The sequence below is a fragment of the Streptomyces sp. Rer75 genome, from assembly GCF_013414305.1.
Classification (GTDB): Bacteria; Actinomycetota; Actinomycetes; order Streptomycetales; family Streptomycetaceae; genus Streptomyces; species Streptomyces himastatinicus.
Genome location: NZ_CP058693.1, coordinates 9,556,148 through 9,571,599 on the forward strand (window position 1 = coordinate 9,556,148; position 15,452 = coordinate 9,571,599).

At 72.7% G+C, this 15,452-nt stretch carries 15 protein-coding genes; 6 read left to right on the forward strand and 9 right to left on the reverse strand.

Going from position 1 to position 15,452, the window contains the following annotated elements; all coding sequences use genetic code 11:
• Window positions 1-10: 10 nt before the first annotated feature.
• Genes HYQ63_RS40570 through HYQ63_RS40585 form a run of 4 tightly spaced genes read left to right on the forward strand, consistent with a single transcriptional unit; the run spans window position 11 to window position 3,351 of the window.
• The gene (locus HYQ63_RS40570) at window positions 11-694 is read left to right on the forward strand and encodes a TetR/AcrR family transcriptional regulator (protein ID WP_179938979.1); all 684 of its coding nucleotides are present in this window, start codon (window positions 11-13) and stop codon (window positions 692-694) included.
• On the forward strand, window positions 691-891 hold the full coding sequence (locus HYQ63_RS40575) for a ferredoxin (protein WP_179938981.1): 201 nt from the start codon (window positions 691-693) through the stop codon (window positions 889-891). The genes HYQ63_RS40570 and HYQ63_RS40575 overlap by 4 nt, the downstream gene beginning before the upstream one ends.
• Window positions 888-2,081 carry an NAD(P)/FAD-dependent oxidoreductase gene (locus tag HYQ63_RS40580; protein WP_179938983.1) on the forward strand — a complete coding sequence of 398 codons (1,194 nt, stop codon included), beginning with the start codon at window positions 888-890 and terminating at the stop codon, window positions 2,079-2,081. The genes HYQ63_RS40575 and HYQ63_RS40580 overlap by 4 nt, the downstream gene beginning before the upstream one ends.
• 34 nt (window positions 2,082-2,115) lie before the next feature.
• Window positions 2,116-3,351, forward strand: a complete 1,236-nt coding sequence (locus tag HYQ63_RS40585; RefSeq protein ID WP_179938985.1) for a cytochrome P450 — start codon at window positions 2,116-2,118, stop codon at window positions 3,349-3,351.
• A 4-nt stretch (window positions 3,352-3,355) separates the two neighbouring features.
• On the opposite strand, the gene HYQ63_RS40590 is transcribed toward HYQ63_RS40585, so the two are convergent.
• Genes HYQ63_RS40590 through HYQ63_RS40600 form a run of 3 tightly spaced genes read right to left on the reverse strand, consistent with a single transcriptional unit; the run spans window position 3,356 to window position 5,674 of the window.
• Entirely contained in the window at window positions 3,356-3,604 is a 249-nt protein-coding gene (locus tag HYQ63_RS40590) for a non-oxidative hydroxyarylic acid decarboxylases subunit D (protein WP_179938987.1), read from the reverse strand.
• 28 nt (window positions 3,605-3,632) lie between these two features.
• On the reverse strand, window positions 3,633-5,057 hold the full coding sequence (locus tag HYQ63_RS40595) for a non-oxidative hydroxyarylic acid decarboxylases subunit C (RefSeq protein WP_179938989.1): 1,425 nt from the start codon (window positions 5,055-5,057) through the stop codon (window positions 3,633-3,635).
• Window positions 5,058-5,092: 35 nt separating this feature from the next.
• Window positions 5,093-5,674: a non-oxidative hydroxyarylic acid decarboxylases subunit B gene (locus HYQ63_RS40600; protein WP_179938991.1), complete on the reverse strand. Its 582-nt coding sequence runs from the start codon at window positions 5,672-5,674 to the stop codon at window positions 5,093-5,095.
• A gap of 141 nt (window positions 5,675-5,815) precedes the next feature.
• Here HYQ63_RS40600 and HYQ63_RS40605 point away from each other — a divergent pair, with 141 nt between their 5' ends.
• Entirely contained in the window at window positions 5,816-6,733 is a 918-nt protein-coding gene (locus HYQ63_RS40605) for an AraC family transcriptional regulator (RefSeq protein WP_179938993.1), read from the forward strand.
• Between the two features lie 19 nt (window positions 6,734-6,752).
• Here HYQ63_RS40605 and HYQ63_RS40610 read toward each other — a convergent pair whose 3' ends face one another.
• Entirely contained in the window at window positions 6,753-8,807 is a 2,055-nt protein-coding gene (locus HYQ63_RS40610; protein ID WP_179938995.1) for a phosphocholine-specific phospholipase C, read from the reverse strand.
• Between the two features lie 159 nt (window positions 8,808-8,966).
• Here HYQ63_RS40610 and HYQ63_RS40615 point away from each other — a divergent pair, with 159 nt between their 5' ends.
• A complete protein-coding gene (locus HYQ63_RS40615; RefSeq protein WP_179938997.1) occupies window positions 8,967-10,094 on the forward strand; it encodes a CapA family protein in 1,128 nt (375 codons plus the stop codon).
• A 4-nt stretch (window positions 10,095-10,098) separates the two neighbouring features.
• Here the strand turns inward: HYQ63_RS40615 and HYQ63_RS40620 are convergent, their stop codons facing one another.
• The 5 genes from HYQ63_RS40620 to HYQ63_RS40640 form a co-directional block, all read right to left on the reverse strand.
• Entirely contained in the window at window positions 10,099-11,094 is a 996-nt protein-coding gene (locus tag HYQ63_RS40620) for a YbhN family protein (RefSeq protein ID WP_373689183.1), read from the reverse strand.
• A gap of 7 nt (window positions 11,095-11,101) precedes the next feature.
• A complete protein-coding gene (locus tag HYQ63_RS40625) occupies window positions 11,102-12,340 on the reverse strand; it encodes a glycosyltransferase 87 family protein (protein ID WP_179939000.1) in 1,239 nt (412 codons plus the stop codon).
• The gene (mptB, locus tag HYQ63_RS40630; protein WP_179939002.1) at window positions 12,337-13,803 is read right to left on the reverse strand and encodes a polyprenol phosphomannose-dependent alpha 1,6 mannosyltransferase MptB; all 1,467 of its coding nucleotides are present in this window, start codon (window positions 13,801-13,803) and stop codon (window positions 12,337-12,339) included. Before mptB ends, HYQ63_RS40625 begins: the two co-directional genes overlap by 4 nt.
• A 114-nt stretch (window positions 13,804-13,917) precedes the next feature.
• Window positions 13,918-15,153, reverse strand: a complete 1,236-nt coding sequence (locus tag HYQ63_RS40635) for an NAD(P)/FAD-dependent oxidoreductase (RefSeq protein WP_218929622.1) — start codon at window positions 15,151-15,153, stop codon at window positions 13,918-13,920.
• The gene (locus HYQ63_RS40640) at window positions 15,150-15,347 is read right to left on the reverse strand and encodes a ferredoxin (RefSeq protein WP_039940054.1); all 198 of its coding nucleotides are present in this window, start codon (window positions 15,345-15,347) and stop codon (window positions 15,150-15,152) included. Before HYQ63_RS40640 ends, HYQ63_RS40635 begins: the two co-directional genes overlap by 4 nt.
• Window positions 15,348-15,452: the final 105 nt, after the last annotated feature.

Consider the following 15,452-nt stretch of genomic DNA (forward strand, 5'->3'; position numbering starts at 1 on the left):
GGAGGCCACCGTGTCCGGTGTCCGGAGCAGAACGGCGCACACCGATCGCGCCGCCGAGACCCGTGAGGCGATCATGGCCGCGGCGGAGCGGCTCTACGCCGAACGCGGGCTGGTCGCGGTGTCCAACCGGCAGATCAGCGAGGCCGCCGGACAGGGCAACGTCGCCGCCGTCGGCTACCACTTCGGCACCCGCGCGGATCTGGTGCGCGCCATCATGGGCAAGCACTCCGCGGCCATCGACGCCATCCGGCAGCGGATGCTGGACGAGGCCCGCGGCAGCCGCGAGGTCCGGGACTGGGTCGCCTGTCTGGTGCGGCCCGCCCCCGAGCACCTGGCCACCCTGGGCGTCCCCTCCTGGCACGCCCGGTTCGCCGTCCAGGTGATGACCGACCCCGTCCTGCGCGCGATCGTCACCGAAGAGGCCCTCACCCGGGAGCCCCTGTGGGAGATCCTCCAGGGACTGGGCGGCTGCCTCGGCTTCCTGTCCGCCGAGACGCGGGCCCAACGCGGCGACATGGCCCGCCAGTTGATCACCCATACCTGCGCCGAACGCGAGCGCGCCCTCGCCGATGGGACCGGTGCGCGACAGCCGTCCTGGGAGGACACCGCCGACGCGCTGACCGACGCCATCACCGGGCTGCTTCTCGCGCCCGTCACACCCCGCCGTTCCACCTCCGAGGAGAACCGCACATGAAGATCACCGTTGATGAGGCGAAGTGCTGCGCCGCCGGCCAGTGCGTGCTGATCGCGCCCGAGGTGTTCGACCAGCGCGACGAGGACGGCATCGTGCTCCTGCTCGACGCCGAGCCCGCCGAGGAGCAGCACGCGGCGGTCCGCGAGGCCGCGGGCGTCTGCCCGACCGCCGCGATACACCTGAGCGGGACCGCGTGAACCCGCCGTCGAGCGTGCTGATCGCCGGTGCCTCCGCCGCCGGGCTCGGCACCGCCGAGTCCCTGCGGCGCAAGGGCTACCGGGGAAAGATCACCGTGCTGGGCGCCGAACCGCACGCGCCCTACGACCGGCCGCCGCTGTCCAAGCAGGTGCTCGCCGGAGCCTGGGAACCCGAGCGGGCCCGGCTGCGGCCCCAGGATGCCCTGGACGCGCTGGACGCCGCGTTCCTCCTCGGCGATCCGGCCGTCTCCCTGGATGCCGCGGCGCGCACCGTCCGTACCGCGTCCGGGCGCGTCCTGACGGCGGACGCCGTGGTCATCGCCACCGGGGTGCGCCCCCGGACGCTGCCCGGGCAGGACGGTCTGGCCGGGGTTCACGTCTTGCGCTCGCTGGACGACGCGGCGGCGCTGCGGGCGGACCTGCTGACCGCGACCCGGGCCGTGGTCGTCGGCGACGGGGTGCTCGGCGCCGAGATCGCCGCCACCGCGCGCACCATGGGCGTGGACGTCTCCCTCGCCGGGCCCCAACCCGCCCCGATGGCCGCCCAGTTCGGGCCCCGCGTCGCGGAGTTGCTCGCCGCTGTCCACGCCGAACAGGGCGTGGCCCTGCGGCTCGGCACCGCAGTCTGTGGCCTGACGGCACATGAGGGCAGGGTCAGTGGCGTACGTCTGGCCGATGGCGAGGTGCTGCCTGCCGACGTGGCCGTGATCGCGGTCGGCGCCGCCCCCGAGACCGGCTGGCTCATCGGCAGCGGCCTGACCCTGGACAACGGGGTGGTGTGCGACGCGTACTGCCGGGCCGCGGACGGGATCTACACCGTGGGCGACGTGGCGCGCTGGCACCACACGGGCATCGGCGCCCTGCTGCGGCTGGAGAACCGGACCAACGCCGTGGAGCAGGCGGCCGCCGTCGCCGGGAACATCCTCGGCGAGGAGAAGCCCTACACCCCGGTCCCGTACTTCTGGACGGACCAGTTCGACGCCAAGATCCATGTGCACGGGCGGCCGGCCCCCGACGCCGAAGTGGCCGTCGTGGAGGGCGCGGTGGAGGACCGCCGGTTCGTCGCCCAGTACCGCCGCCACGGCCGGATCACCGGCGTCCTCGGCTGGAACATGCCCAAGCAGACCCGACTGCACCGCCAGGCCCTGCTCGCCCAACCGCCCGCGGCCGCGATCGCCGTCGGCGCGTGACCGGCCACCCCCGAACGCCCACCGGAGGAAGACCATGACCACCGCACCCGTGGCCGACGACGCGTCGGCCGAGATCCCCCAGTTCCCCCACCCGAGAGCCGCCGCCTGCCCCTTCGACCCGTCCCCGGAGCTGCGCGGCCTGGCCCAGTGGGGCCCGCTGACCCGGGTCCGGTCCTGGGGCGACACCACCCCGTGGGTGGTGACCAGCCACGCCGAGCAGAAGGCGCTGCTCTCCGACCCCCGGCTGAGCGCGGACTTCTCCCACCCCGGCTTCCCCAGCCCCGTCGACCACTCGGGCGGCGAACACGGCGCCACCGACCTGAGCTTCGTCGGGATGGACGATCCGGAGCACGCCCGGCTGCGCCGCATGGTCAGCGGCGCGTTCACCATCAAGCGGGTCGAGGCGATGCGCCCGGTCGTGCAGGGGATGGTGGACGACTTCATCACGCGCATGCTGGCCGGGCCGAAACCCGCCGACCTGGTCCAGGCCCTCGCCCTGCCGGTCCCGTCCCTGGTGATCTCCGAACTGCTCGGCGTCCCCTACGAGGACCACGAGTTCTTCCAGACCAACAGCAAGGTCCTGGTCTCCGCCGTGGTCACGCCCCAGGAGCGGCAGGCCGCCCACGGCAACCTGAACGGATACCTGGACCAGCTCCTGGACGCCAAGCTCACCGAGCCCGGTGACGATCTGCTCTCCAGCCTCGGCAAGCAGATCCACGCCGGTGAGCTGACCCGCCGCGAAGCGGTTGCGATGGGCGTGCTGCTGCTCCTCGGCGGGCACGAGACCACCGCCAACATGATCACCCTGGGGACGCTGCTGCTGCTCGAACACCCCGATCAGCTCGCCCGGGTCCGCGACACCGACGATCCCAAGGTGATCGCCTCCGCGGTCGAGGAACTCCTGCGCTACCTCAGCGTCGTCCACCTCGGACGCCGCCGGACGGTCCTGGAGGACATCGAGATCGCCGGGCGCACCATCCGGGCCGGTGAGGGCGTGATCCTGCTCGGCGAACTGGCCAACCGGGACCCGTCCGTCTTCCCCGACCCGGACCGGTTCGACATCGACCGCGACGCCCGCAGCCACCAGGCCTTCGGATCGGGCACCCACCACTGCCTCGGCCAGCCGCTGGCCCGCATGGAACTCCAGGTGGTCTACCCGACCCTGCTGCGCCGCATCCCCACGCTGCGCCTGGCGACGGATCTGGACCAGGTCCCCTTCAAGTACGACGCGGTGATCTACGGCGTCCACGAACTCCCGGTCACCTGGTAGCCGTTCAGGCTCCGGACGTGAGCAGCGGCGGCACGGCCGGTACCTCCGGCGCGGCGCCGATGTCCTCGGGCGTCATCATGAACTCCTCGGGGTAGGCGTCGCGCCGGGTGCGGCGGGCGGGTTCGCTGGTGCGCCACATGTAGAGGCACCGTCCGCACTGCAACACCTCCCAGACACCGGGGACGGGCGAGCTGAAGATGTGCTCGATCGTCCCGTGGGCGCAGCGCGGGCACAGAGAAGTGGTGTCGGACATCTCGGTCCTTCCGTGTCGTCAAGGGTGTTCAGCGGGCGGCGGCGAGCTTCTGGAGCCGGGTCAGCCACTCGGCCGCCTCCGGCAGATCGCGCACCTGGGTGCCGTAGTTGCCGCGGTGGTCGGGGGAGACGGGGGTGGTGGCGTCGATGACGAGCTTGTCCGTGATGCCGGGTGTGCGGGCCTGCGGGGCGAGTTCGAGCACCGGGAGGCCGGGGACCTGGACCAGATCGCTGTCCGGGTTCATCTTGGTGGACAGCGCCCACATCACCTGCGGCAGGTTGAACGGGTCGACGTCCTCGTCCACCACGATCACGGTGGCGGCGTAGCCGAGCCCGTGCGGGGTGGTCAGCACCCGCATGCCGACGGCCTTGGCGAAACCGCCGTACCGCTTCTTGGTGGAGACGATGACGACCAGGCCGTGGGTGTACATCGCGTTGACCGCCCGCACCTCCGGGAAGTCCCGGGTGAGCTGCTTGTACAGCGGCACACACGTGTTGGCGGCGATCAGGTAGTCCACCTCGGTCCACGGCATGCCGAGGTAGAGGTGTTCGAAGACGGGGTGCGTCCGGTACGAGATCCGGTCGATGCGGATGACCGGCATGGTGCGGCCGCCGGAGTAGTGTCCGGTGAACTCGCCGAACGGGCCCTCGATCTCCCGCTTGCGGCCCTCGATGACACCTTCGATCACCACCTCGCTGCCCCACGGCACGGGCAGCCCGGTGAGCGGGGCCTTCGCGACCGGGGCGGGCGCGCCGCGCAGGGCACCGGCCAGCTCGTACTCGTTCTGGTCGTACTCCATCGGGGTGGAGGCGACGATGGAGATCACCGGTTCGTTGCCGAGCGTGATGGCCACCGGCAGGTCCTCGCCCCGCTCCTCGGCGGTGTGCAGATGCTGCGCGATGTCGTGCATCGGCACCGGCTGGATCGCGAGCCGCCGCCTGCCCTTGACCTCGATGCGGTAGATGCCGACGTTCTGCTTGCCGCTGTGCTCGGGGTCGGCGGGGTCCTTGGAGACGACGGCGGCCTTGTCGATGTAGAAGCCGCCGTCCCCGTCGTTGAGCCGGATCAGCGGCAGCACCCGGAAGATGTCGGCGTCCTCGCCCTCCAGGGTGTTCTCGGCCCACGGCGGGTCCTCGCGCCACTCCGGGGCGACCGGGAAGGTGTCCCAGCGGCGGATGAACTCCTCGACCTGCTCCTTGGTGCCGGTCTCTTTGGGCAGGCCGAGGGCGAGCGCGTGATTGGCCCAGGAGCCGTGCACATTGAGCGCGATGCGCGCGTCGGTGAAGCCCTTGACGTTGTCGAAGTACAGCGCGGGGGCGTGGTCGCCCAGCCGCGGGGCGGCGTTGGCGGCGGCGGCGATGTCCGGCTCCGGCATCACCTCGTCGGGGACGCGCAGCAGCTGGCCCTCCTTTTCGAGGGCTTCGAGGAAGCCGCGGAGGTCGTCATAGGCCATGGGAACTCCTTTCTTACGAAGCGGGGCGCGCGTTCTTACGAAGCGGGGCGCGCGGCGCGCATGCCCGCCCAGCGCTTGGCGGCGGGCGCGGGCAGGTCGAACTGGTCGAGCAGCCGGGCCGTGATGTGGTCGACGATGTCGTCCACCGACCGCGGGTGGTTGTAGAAGGCGGGCATGGGCGGCACCATCCGCACGCCCATCCGGGACAGCGCGAGCATGTTCTCCAGGTGGATGTCGCTGAGCGGGGTCTCGCGCGGCAGCAGGACCAGCCTGCGCCGTTCCTTGAGGACCACATCGGCGGCCCGGGCGACCAGCCCTTCGGCGTAGCCCGCGCGGATCCCGGCGAGTGTCTTCATCGAGCAGGGCGCGATGATCATGCCGTCGGTCCGGAAGGAGCCGGAGGAGATCGTGGCGCCCTGGTTCTCCGGGGCGTGTGTTTCGTCGGCGAGCGCGGCCACCTCGCGGGCGGACCGGCCGGTTTCCAGCTCGATCGTGGTCCGGGCCCAGCGGCTGAGTACCAGGTGGGTTTCCACGTCGGGCAGTTCGGCCAGCGCTTCCAGCAGCCGGATGCCGAACACGGCACCCGTCGCCCCTGTCATGCCCACGATCAATCGCACGGCGGCACGCTCCCTCGATTCGTCCGGTGGCGGGAAACAGGCGGATGACTCTTTCGGTCAGCGGCCGTCGCTGAGCCATCGCGTCCGCACTCCACGCTAGATTCGGAGCAGGCCACCCCAGCCGTACAGCGAGGACGCGCTATGGACAGAAACGGACACACTGAGGTCACCGAGGTCCCGTTCCGGCCCTCCGTGGGTGCACCGCCGGGAGCGGCGGTGCTGGACTTTCCCGGCTTGCTGGCCCGTGCCCGCAGCCATCACCTCGATGTCTCCGCGCCGATGCGGCTCACCTTCCACCAGCTGATCACCGTGCGTTCCGGGGTGCTCCGCTGCTCGGTGGACTTCACCGAGCACGAGCTGACCGAGGGCAGCTGGATGTGGGTGCGGCCCGGGCAGATCCACCAGTTCCGCACCGGTCTCACCGCGGCCGAGGGCGCCGTCGTGCTCTTCCCGCCCGGCTATCTGGACGCCGCCACCGCCACGGCCGCCCGGCTCGACCGGCACACCCGGCAGCTCCCGCTGGTGCCCGAGGGCCCCGCCGCCCACGCCGTACGCGGCGTCCTGGACCTGCTGGAGAGCGAGTACCGGGCGATGGCCGGACCCCTGGAGGCGCATATCGAGGCGGTGCGCCATCTGGTGGCCGTGCTCGTGCTGCGGCTGGCCCATCTGCCGGGCGCGGACGGTGGCGGCGACGCGGGCAGCGAGGCGTTCCGGCGGTTCCGGCGCGCGGTGGAGCGCGACTTCGCCCATACGCACCGGGTGGAGGACTATGCCGCGCAGCTCGGCTACAGCGTCCGCACCCTGACCCGGGCCACCCGTGCCGCCGCCGGGTGCGGCGCCAAGCGGTTCATCGACGACCGGGTGCTGCTGGAGGCGAAGCGGCTGCTGGTGCACACCGATCTGTCCGCCACCGCCATCGGGGAGCGGCTCGGCTTCCCGGACGCCACCGTCTTCACCAAGTTCTTCCGCCGCCGGGCGGGCGAGACCCCGGCGGGGTTCCGGGCCCGCGCCTCGGGCACCGGAGGCCCCGATGCCCGCGCCTCGGGCACACATCCGTGAACCCGAGGCGCGGGACCCTTCAGCCGGTGGCGAGCGCGGGGTCGCTCAGCCCCGCGCGGCCCGTCTCGACATGGCCCGCGAGCCGGCGCACAAAGGCCCGGTCGTGGTCGGACACCACCGTCAGGTCGTACCACTGGTGGCTGCGGCGCAGATCCGCGGTGTGCGTCACCCGCGCGCCCGGGCGCAGCCGGTAGGTGTCCGCCTGGCCGTCGCGGTGGCCGTCCCCGACGGTGAGCCGCACCGTGGTGCGGCCCGGGTTGCTCAGGGTCAGCCTCAGCTGCCCCGTCCTGCCGTCGTGACGTGCGCTCACCTGCGGGCCCTCACCGGTGAGCGATCCCGCGAAGCGCCGTACGAAACCGTCCGGACCGTGCACCTCGACGTCGTAGCGGTCGTTGCCCGGTGCCGCCGCGCTCCACTCGCCGGACAGCCGCTTGCCCGCCTCGACGGTGTACCCCCACGGGCCGCCCGGATGGCTGCGGGAGGTGACGTGGAAGTGGGCGCCCGCCCGGCCGTGGCAGGCGAAGTCGATGCGCAGGCTGCCGTCGCCCGCGGTGGCGTCGGCGGACAGGTCGTACGGCAACGGGCGGGTGGGGCGGCGGCCGGGCTCCTGCCGGGGCAGGGCGGGCTCGGCGGGGACCGTGGGCACGTAGTCGGGGTGCCGGTTGTGGTCCTTCGGGAGGTAGCCGCTGGTGTCCGGCATGGCCGGTACGCTCGGGTCGGTGCGCCCGAAGTCGAACGCGGCCGTCAGATCGCCGCACACCGCGCGCCGCCACGGCGAGATGTTGGGCTCCTCGACGCCGAACCGCCGCTCGATGAAGCGCAGGATCGAGGTGTGGTCGAGGGTCTGCGAGCACACATAGCCGCCCTTGCTCCACGGTGACACCACGAGCATCGGGACCCGCTGCCCCAGCCCGTACGCCCCGGCGACCTGTGACGAGGAGCCGGGGAACAGCTCACCGGCCGTGGTCACGGTCGACGCGCCGCGCCCGGGGGAGGGGGCGTACGGCGGCACGATGTGGTCGAAGAAGCCGTCGTTCTCGTCGTAGGTGATGAGCAGCGCCGTCCGGCTCCACACCTCGGGGTTCGAGGTCAGCGCGTCCAGCACCTGGGCCAGGTACCAGGCGCCGTAGTTAGCGGGCCAGTTGGGGTGCTCGGTGAACGCCTCGGGCGCCGCGATCCAGGACACCTGGGGCAGCGTCCCGGCCTTGACGTCCGCCGTCAGCTGGTCGAAGTAGCCGTCGCCCTTCCGGGCGTCGGTACCGGTGCGGGCCTTGTCGTAGAGCGGGTTGCCGGGCGAGGCGTTGCGGTACTGGTTGAAGTACAGCAGCGAGTTGTCACCGTAGTTGCCGCGGAAGGCGTCCTCGATCCAGCCCCAACTGCCCTTGGCGTCCAGGCCGTCGCCGATGTCCTGGTAGATCTTCCAGGACACCCCGGCCTTCTCCAGCCGCTCGGGGTACGTCGTCCAGCCGTATCCGGCCTCCGCGTTGTCGAGCACCGGGCCGCCGCCCGCCCCGTCGTTGCCGGTGTAACCGGTCCACATGTAGTAGCGGTTGGGGTCGGTGGAGCCCATGAACGAGCAGTGGTAGGCGTCGCAGAGGGTGAACGCGTCGGCCAGCGCGTAGTGGAACGGGATGTCCTCGCGGGTCAGGTACGCCATCGTCGTGGCTGACTTGGCGGGCACCCACTTGTCGTACGCGCCGCCGTTGACCGCGGTGTGGGTGTCGCCCCAGCCGTGCGGCAGGTCCTGGAGGAACTGGAGGCCCAGGTCGTCGGCGTCGGGCCGGAACGGCAGGATGTCCCTCGTGCCGTCGGACTGGTGCCACACCGTCTTGCCGTTGGGAAGGCTCACCGGCCGCGGATCGCCGAATCCCCGCACCCCGCGCAGGGTGCCGAAGTAGTGGTCGAAGGAGCGGTTCTCCTGCATAAGGACCACGATGTGCTCCACGTCCCGCAGGCTGCCCGTGCGGCGGTTGGCCGGTATCTCCGCGGCGCGCGCGATGCTCGTGGACAGCAGGGACATGGCGGTGGTGGCACCGGCCAGTTGCATGAATCTTCGACGGTCCATGGATGTCATGAGAATCCGGTCTCCTGTGGCGTCCGAAGTGGAGCGGGGAACCGGGGCAGTGTCTTCCGCCCGGTCGACGTGCACAACGGCGCCCGGAAGAAACGGCGGAAAAGCCTAGTTGAACCTTCGCCGCGGCAGGCACGACCGGCAACGCATTAACGTGGAGGTATGCGCGGCGAGGCTGTGACGCTGTTCCTCTGCGGCGATGTGATGCTCGGCCGCGGTGTCGACCAGATCCTGCCCCACCCCGGCGATCCGGCGCTGCGGGAGCCGTACATCCGCGACTCCCGGGCCTATGTCGAGCTGGTGGAGGAGACGAGCGGCCCGATCCCGCGGCCGGTCGGCTTCTCCTGGCCGTGGGGAGAGGCGCTGCCGGAACTGGACCGGGCGGCTCCGGACGTCCGGGTGGTGAACCTGGAGACCAGCATCACCCGCGGCGGCGCGTTCGCGCCCGGCAAGGAGATCCACTACCGGATGAGCCCCGCCAACCTCCCCGGGCTGGCCGTGGCCCGGCCCGATGTCTGCGTCCTGGCGAACAACCACGTACTGGACGGCGGACGGCCCGGCCTCGACGACACCCTCGACACCCTGGCCACCGCCGGGATCCGGGTGGCGGGCGCGGGCCGGGACATGAAGGAGGCACGCCGCCCCGCGGCCGTCCCGGCCGGTGACCACCGGCGCGTCCTGGTCTTCGCCTGCGGGACCGCCTCCAGCGGCATCCCGCCCGGCTGGGCGGCGAGCGGCGACCGGTCCGGCGTCGACCTGGTGTCCGAGCACGCGCCCGGTGACGCCGCCGCGCTCGCCCACCGGGTACGGCAGCTCAAGCAGCCCGGCGACCTCGCGGTGGTCTCGATCCACTGGGGCAGCAACTGGGGGTACGACATCCCCGAGGACCAGATCCGCTTCGCCCACGCCCTGATCGACGGCGGCGTGGACCTCGTGCACGGCCACTCCTCCCACCACCCCCGCCCCCTGGAGATCTACCGCGACAAACTGGTCCTCTACGGCTGCGGCGACCTCATCGACGACTACGAGGGCATCGGCGGCTACGAGGGGTTCCGGGACGATCTGCGGCTGCTCTACTTCGCCACGCTGCGGCCGGGCACCGGTGCGCTCCTGGGCTTGCGGATGGTGGTCCTCCGGGCCCGGCGGATGCGGCTGTGCCGCGCCCCGCACGAGGACGCCGTATGGCTCGCCCGCGTCCTCGGCCGTACCGGCTCCGACCTCGGCACCCGTATCGCCCTCGGCCCCGACGATGTGCTCACCGCACACCGCACGGAGACCCGGGCCGCCTGAGCGATCAGAGGACCTTGGAACGCACCAGGGCGCCCAGCACCAGCGCGCCCGGGACCAGCGGAAGCCACAGCGTGATGAAGCGGTAGGCGAGCACCGTGGAGGTGGCGGCCCCGACCGGGGCACCCGCCGCCATCAGCGCGATCACCAGCGCCGCGTCGACCGAGCCGATGCCACCGGGGGAGGGGACCACGGCGGCCACCGCCGAGGCGGCCAGATAGGCGAGCATCACATGCGGCGGCCACACCTCCAGCTCCAGCGCGAGGGCCACCGCCACCAGACCGGCTGCCTGGAGCAGCGGGAACGCCAGCGAACCGCCCCACAGGGCCAGCGCACGGGACGGCCGCAGATGCAGGGAGCGCGCGTCGGCCAGCGCGGTACGCAGGAAGTCACGGATCACCCGGCGCACCCGGCGGATCAGCAGCAGCCCCGCCACCAGAACGGCCGCCCCCGCCACCGCCGCCCACACCACCAGTCCGGCGGTCCGCTCCGGCAGCAGCGGGCCGACGCTCAGCGCCTCCGGGAAGGCGGTGAGCAGCACGAGCAGCAGCGCGATCCGGGTGACGGCCTCCGCCAGGAAGTACAGGGCGAGCGCGGCCGAGGAGCGGGCGGGGGTCAGCCCGCAGCCCGTCATGAAGCGGATGTTGACCGCGCTCGCCCCGATCCCCGACGGCAGCAGATGGTTGGCGGCGCCCGCGGCGAACTGGGTGGCGAACAGCCGCCCGGCCGGAAGCCGTTCCAGCACCGTGCCCTGCCGGGCGAACGACACCGCGACCCAGCCGAGACCCGTCGTCGCGACCGCCGTCAGCAGCCACCACGGGTCGGCAGTGAGCATCTGACGGGCACCGGAACCGATCAGCGACCGGTGCCGGCCCACCCAGACGGCGACCGCGACCAGCGGCACCAGGCACAGGATCTGGCGCAGCGGAAGCCTCCGGTACAGGGGGCGGGACGCGGTGGGCCGGACGGGTGCTGTCTGCCGCACGGGTGCTGTGGGCCGCATCGTTTTTCTATCCCGTCGCCGGGCGCCCGGTCGGGGCCGACCGCGGTGCCGGGGCGGGCGCCAGGGCCGTGCCGGGTGCCGCCTCGCGCAGGGGCAGCGCCAGCAGCAGCCCGAGGCAGATCCACACGTACGCGTTGCTGCCGAGGAAGCCGGTCACGCCGGTGGCGTCGAACCGCCACAGCCACACCAGGCTGCTGCACAGGATCACGTAGATCACCGCGGCGCTCCTCAGCAGCGTCCGGCGCCGCTGCGGTGGCGTATCCGGCCGCAGTCCCGACTCGGCGAGCACGATGAGCGCCGGGATCAGCCACACCAGGTGGTGCACCCAGGTGATCGGGCTGACCAGGCAGGCGGCGATCCCGGTGAGGGCGTAGCCCGCCGGTTCGTCGCCCACGGCGGCCGCCTGCCGCACCCGGTACGCCCACACCGCCAGCAGGGCCAGCACCCCGGCCGCCCAGACGGCCCCGCTGGGCTCGACCGGGGCCACCAGCCGCGCCAGTACGCCCTCCCACGACTGGTTCGATACGTACGACAGCACCCCGATGCGGTCGGTGTCCCACAGCGCCTCGGTCCAGTACACCCGGGAGGCGCCGGGGGCCGCGCACGCGGCCAGCAGCGTGGCGCCCACCGCGGTGGCCGTGGCGACGGCGGCGGCCCGCCACCGCCGGGTGACCGCGAGATAGACGATGAAGATCGCCGGGGTGAGCTTGATGGCGGCGGCCAGCCCGGTTCCGTACCCGGCGAAGCGGCCGTGCCCGGTGGCCAGCAGCCGGGCGTCCAGCAGGACCAGGACCAGCAGCAGCAGATTGACCTGCCCGAAGCTGAAGGTGTCCCGGACCGGCTCCAGCAGCGAGAACAGCGCGGCCGCCACGGTGAGGGTGAACCACATGTTCCAGCCCTGCCGCCGCACGAGCGGCCCGATCAGCCAGGTCAGGACGACCGCCGAGGCGGCCACGTTGAGCAGCATGCTGACGCCGACCGCCTCCGGCCAGCTCAGCAGCGTCATCGGCAGCATGCACAGGGCGGCGAACGGCGGATAGGTGAAGCCGTAGTCCGCCCCGTCCGCCCCGGGCGTGGTGAAGTCGTAGATGTGGCCGTCGCGCAGCCACTGGCCGACGGCCCCGTAGTAGACGCCCAGGTCGAACCAGTCCCGGTGCAGCGGGACGTAGGCCAGGAAGAGTGCCGCGGCCGTGGTGAGCCCGGCCACCAGCAGCAGCCGTCCGCGGGTCGTGGTGGGCCCCGTCATGCCGAACCCTCCGGCCAGTGCGCGCCCTTCGCCGGGGCCAGCGCCTGCCCGGCGGCGAACCCCGGCGCCCACCGCGCGCACCACAGCACGCACAGCGCCAGCGCGCCACCGCACACCGCGAAGGTGAGCTGCCGGGAATCGGGGGCGAAGCCGCTGGGCAGGACGGCCAGCGCGAGCACCCCGCTCACCCCGGCCACCGCACGGCGCACCGCGCCGCCCGGCGCGGCCGCGGCGATCAGGAACAGCCCCCACAGCAGGTACCACGGCCGGATCGCCGGGCCGAGCACGGCCACCGCCGTCAGGCTCAGCCCCAGCGCGTACAGCGGCCCGCGGCGTGGTGGCCGCAGCCAGACGACCACCACCGCGACCGCGGTCGCGAGCAGCCCCAGCGCGTGCCACACCGGGGTGGCCAGCGGCGCCAGCCCGCTGCCGAGCGCGTGCAGCAGGGCGCCGGTGGCCCGGCCGAGTGCGCTGGTCAGCGCCCAGTTGCCGGCGGACGCGGGGGTGGACAGCGCCCCGATCCAGCCGTAGCCGGTGCCGGTGACGGCCGTGGCCACGCCCGTGGTGACGAGCGCGAGCGCGGCCGTGGCGACGAAGACGCCGATACGTCGTCTGCGGCCCGGTATCCGGCGCGCCCACAGCGAGGCCACCGCCAGCAGCCCCAGCGCGGCGGGCGCCTTGACCAGCGCGGCGAGCGTGACCAGGACGGCGCCGCAGGCGGGCCACCGGCCGGTCGCGGCCACCAGCCCGGCGCCGAGCAGCCCCAGCATCACCGCGTCGTTGTGCGCCCCGCCCACCAGGTGCAGCAGCAACAGCGGGTTGAGCCCGCCCAGCCACAGCGCGGCGCCCGGGTCGGTGCCGCAGCGGCGGGCCAGTACAGGCAGGGCGAGCACCATCAGCGCCACCCCGAGCAGCGCCATCAGCCGCAACCCGAAGACGCCCAGGGGGAGTTCGGCGCGCGAGGCGTGCGCGATCGCGCTCTCGAAGGCCAGCGAGACCGGGCCGTACGGGGTGGGCGTGTGCTGCCACACCGGCGCCACTTCGGCCGCGATCGGCTCGCCGAGCCGTACCGGGCCATGGGTGTAGACGTCGATGTTCGCGTGCACCATCGCCCCTTGCGCGAGGTAGCTGTACACGTCCCGGCTGAACAGCGGGGGAGTGGGCAGCAGCGGGGCCGCCCAGGTGGCGAGCGTCACCAGCAGGCTGCGGACCCCGGGCGGTCGCGGACCGCGCACCTCGCGCCCCAGCCACCACCAGGCCGCCACCAGCAACACCAGTCCGAAGTAGGTGCTGACCAAGCCGAGCGCGGCTCTTCCGGAGTCCGGGGTGAGGGCATCCCCCACGGGCAGCGCTCCGGCCGTCGCGCCACCCGCGGCGAGGGCGACCGAGCCCGCGAACCCGAGAAGCCGGCAGTGGTGCGGAGCGATGGCGACACCTTGGACGAGAACACGACGGACCAGCACCCGCCCCACACTTGCCGCGACGTATGGCCGAAACGTGACGTCGCGGTCACCGGCGGCCGACCGGGAGGTGTCGGCCGCGTCACCCACCCGGGCCGGTCACCAGCCCGGGCCGCGTCACCCGCGCGGGCCCGCCGCTCCGGCGAGCGCTCCCACCGGGGGCGCGCTGCCCTCGATCGACGACCAGGGCGCCTTGTCGGCCACCAGCTGACGCAGTTTGAGCACCTCACGCGGGCTGTTCCAGCCCAGCACCCCCACCACCCGCCCCCGGTGGCCGTAGGCGACCACGAAGTGGCGGTTGTCCAGCTCGCCGTGGAGCACGGCGAGTTCGGCGTCGGAGGGAAAGATGCCGTACGCCTGGATGTGGGCGTCGTACTGGTCGGTCCAGAAGTACGGTACGGGGGCGAACGGAACGTCGTCGCCGAGCAGGTTACGGGCGACCGCCTGGGCCTGCTCGGTCGCGTTCAGCCGGTGCTCCAGGCGCATGCGGGCGCCGAAGTGCTCGTTGTACCAGGAGGCGACGTCGCCGGCCGCGTAGATGCCCGGTACCGCCCGGCAGGCGGCGTCGCACTCCACGCCGTTGCTCAGGCACAGCCCGGACCCGGTCAGCCAGCCGACCGACGGTTCCGCGCCGATGGCGACCACGACGAGATCGGCGTGGAGCACCGCGCCGTCGGTCAGTTCGAGCCCGGTGACATGGCCGCCGGCCGAGAGAAACCGGGTCACCCCGGTGCCGCAGCGCATGGACACGCCGTTGTCCCGGTGCAGCTGCCCGACGAGCCCCGCGATGCGGTCGCCGAACTGGCGGCGCATCGGCACCGGACGCGGATCGATCATGGTGACGTCCAGCCCCATCCGGCGGGCCGCCGCGGCGGCCTCGGCGCCCAGGAACCCCGCGCCGACCACCGCCACCGTGGGCCTGCGCTGGAGGTCGTCGCGCAGGGCGAGCGCGTCGTCGAGGGTGCGCAGCAGATGCACCCCGGCCAGGTGGTGGGCGTCGGGCAGGCTGCGCGGGGTGACCCCGGTGGCGATGACCAGGGTGTCGTACGGGACGCTGCCGCCGCCGTCCAGCAGTACCCGCTCGGCGACGGTGTCGAGCCCGGTGGCGGACCTGCCGAAGAGCAGCTCCGCGTCGAGCGCGTCCAGTTCCTCGTCCGTGCGCAGCTTGATCCGGTCGTGTTCCCAGGTGCCCGCCAGGATCTGCTTGGACAGCGGCGGCCGGTTGTAGGGGGTGTGCGGCTCGTCACCGATCAGGGTGAGCCGCCCGCCGTAACCCAGCGAGCGCAGGGTGACGGCGGTGGTGAGCCCCGCCACCGAGGCGCCCACGATGACCACGTTCCCCGGGCTGCTCACGACTCGGCCAGGGCGATCGCCAGACCGGGGCAGACGGCGGCGGCCCGGCGCACCTCGCCGTGCAGTCCGCTCGCCGGGAGGTCGTCGAGGAGGACGGCCACACCGTCGTCGTCGCGCTGGTCGAACACCTCCGGGGCGGCGAGCACGCATTGGCCCGAGGCCACGCATCTGTCCTGATCTAACGTCACGTGCACGGAGTTCTCCACGCTTGGGGTGTCGGGTCGGGCGATGCGGGGCTACCGGAGCAGGGGGGAACGCGCTCACCACGTGAGCCGATTGGTAAACGATCGTTCTGCAAG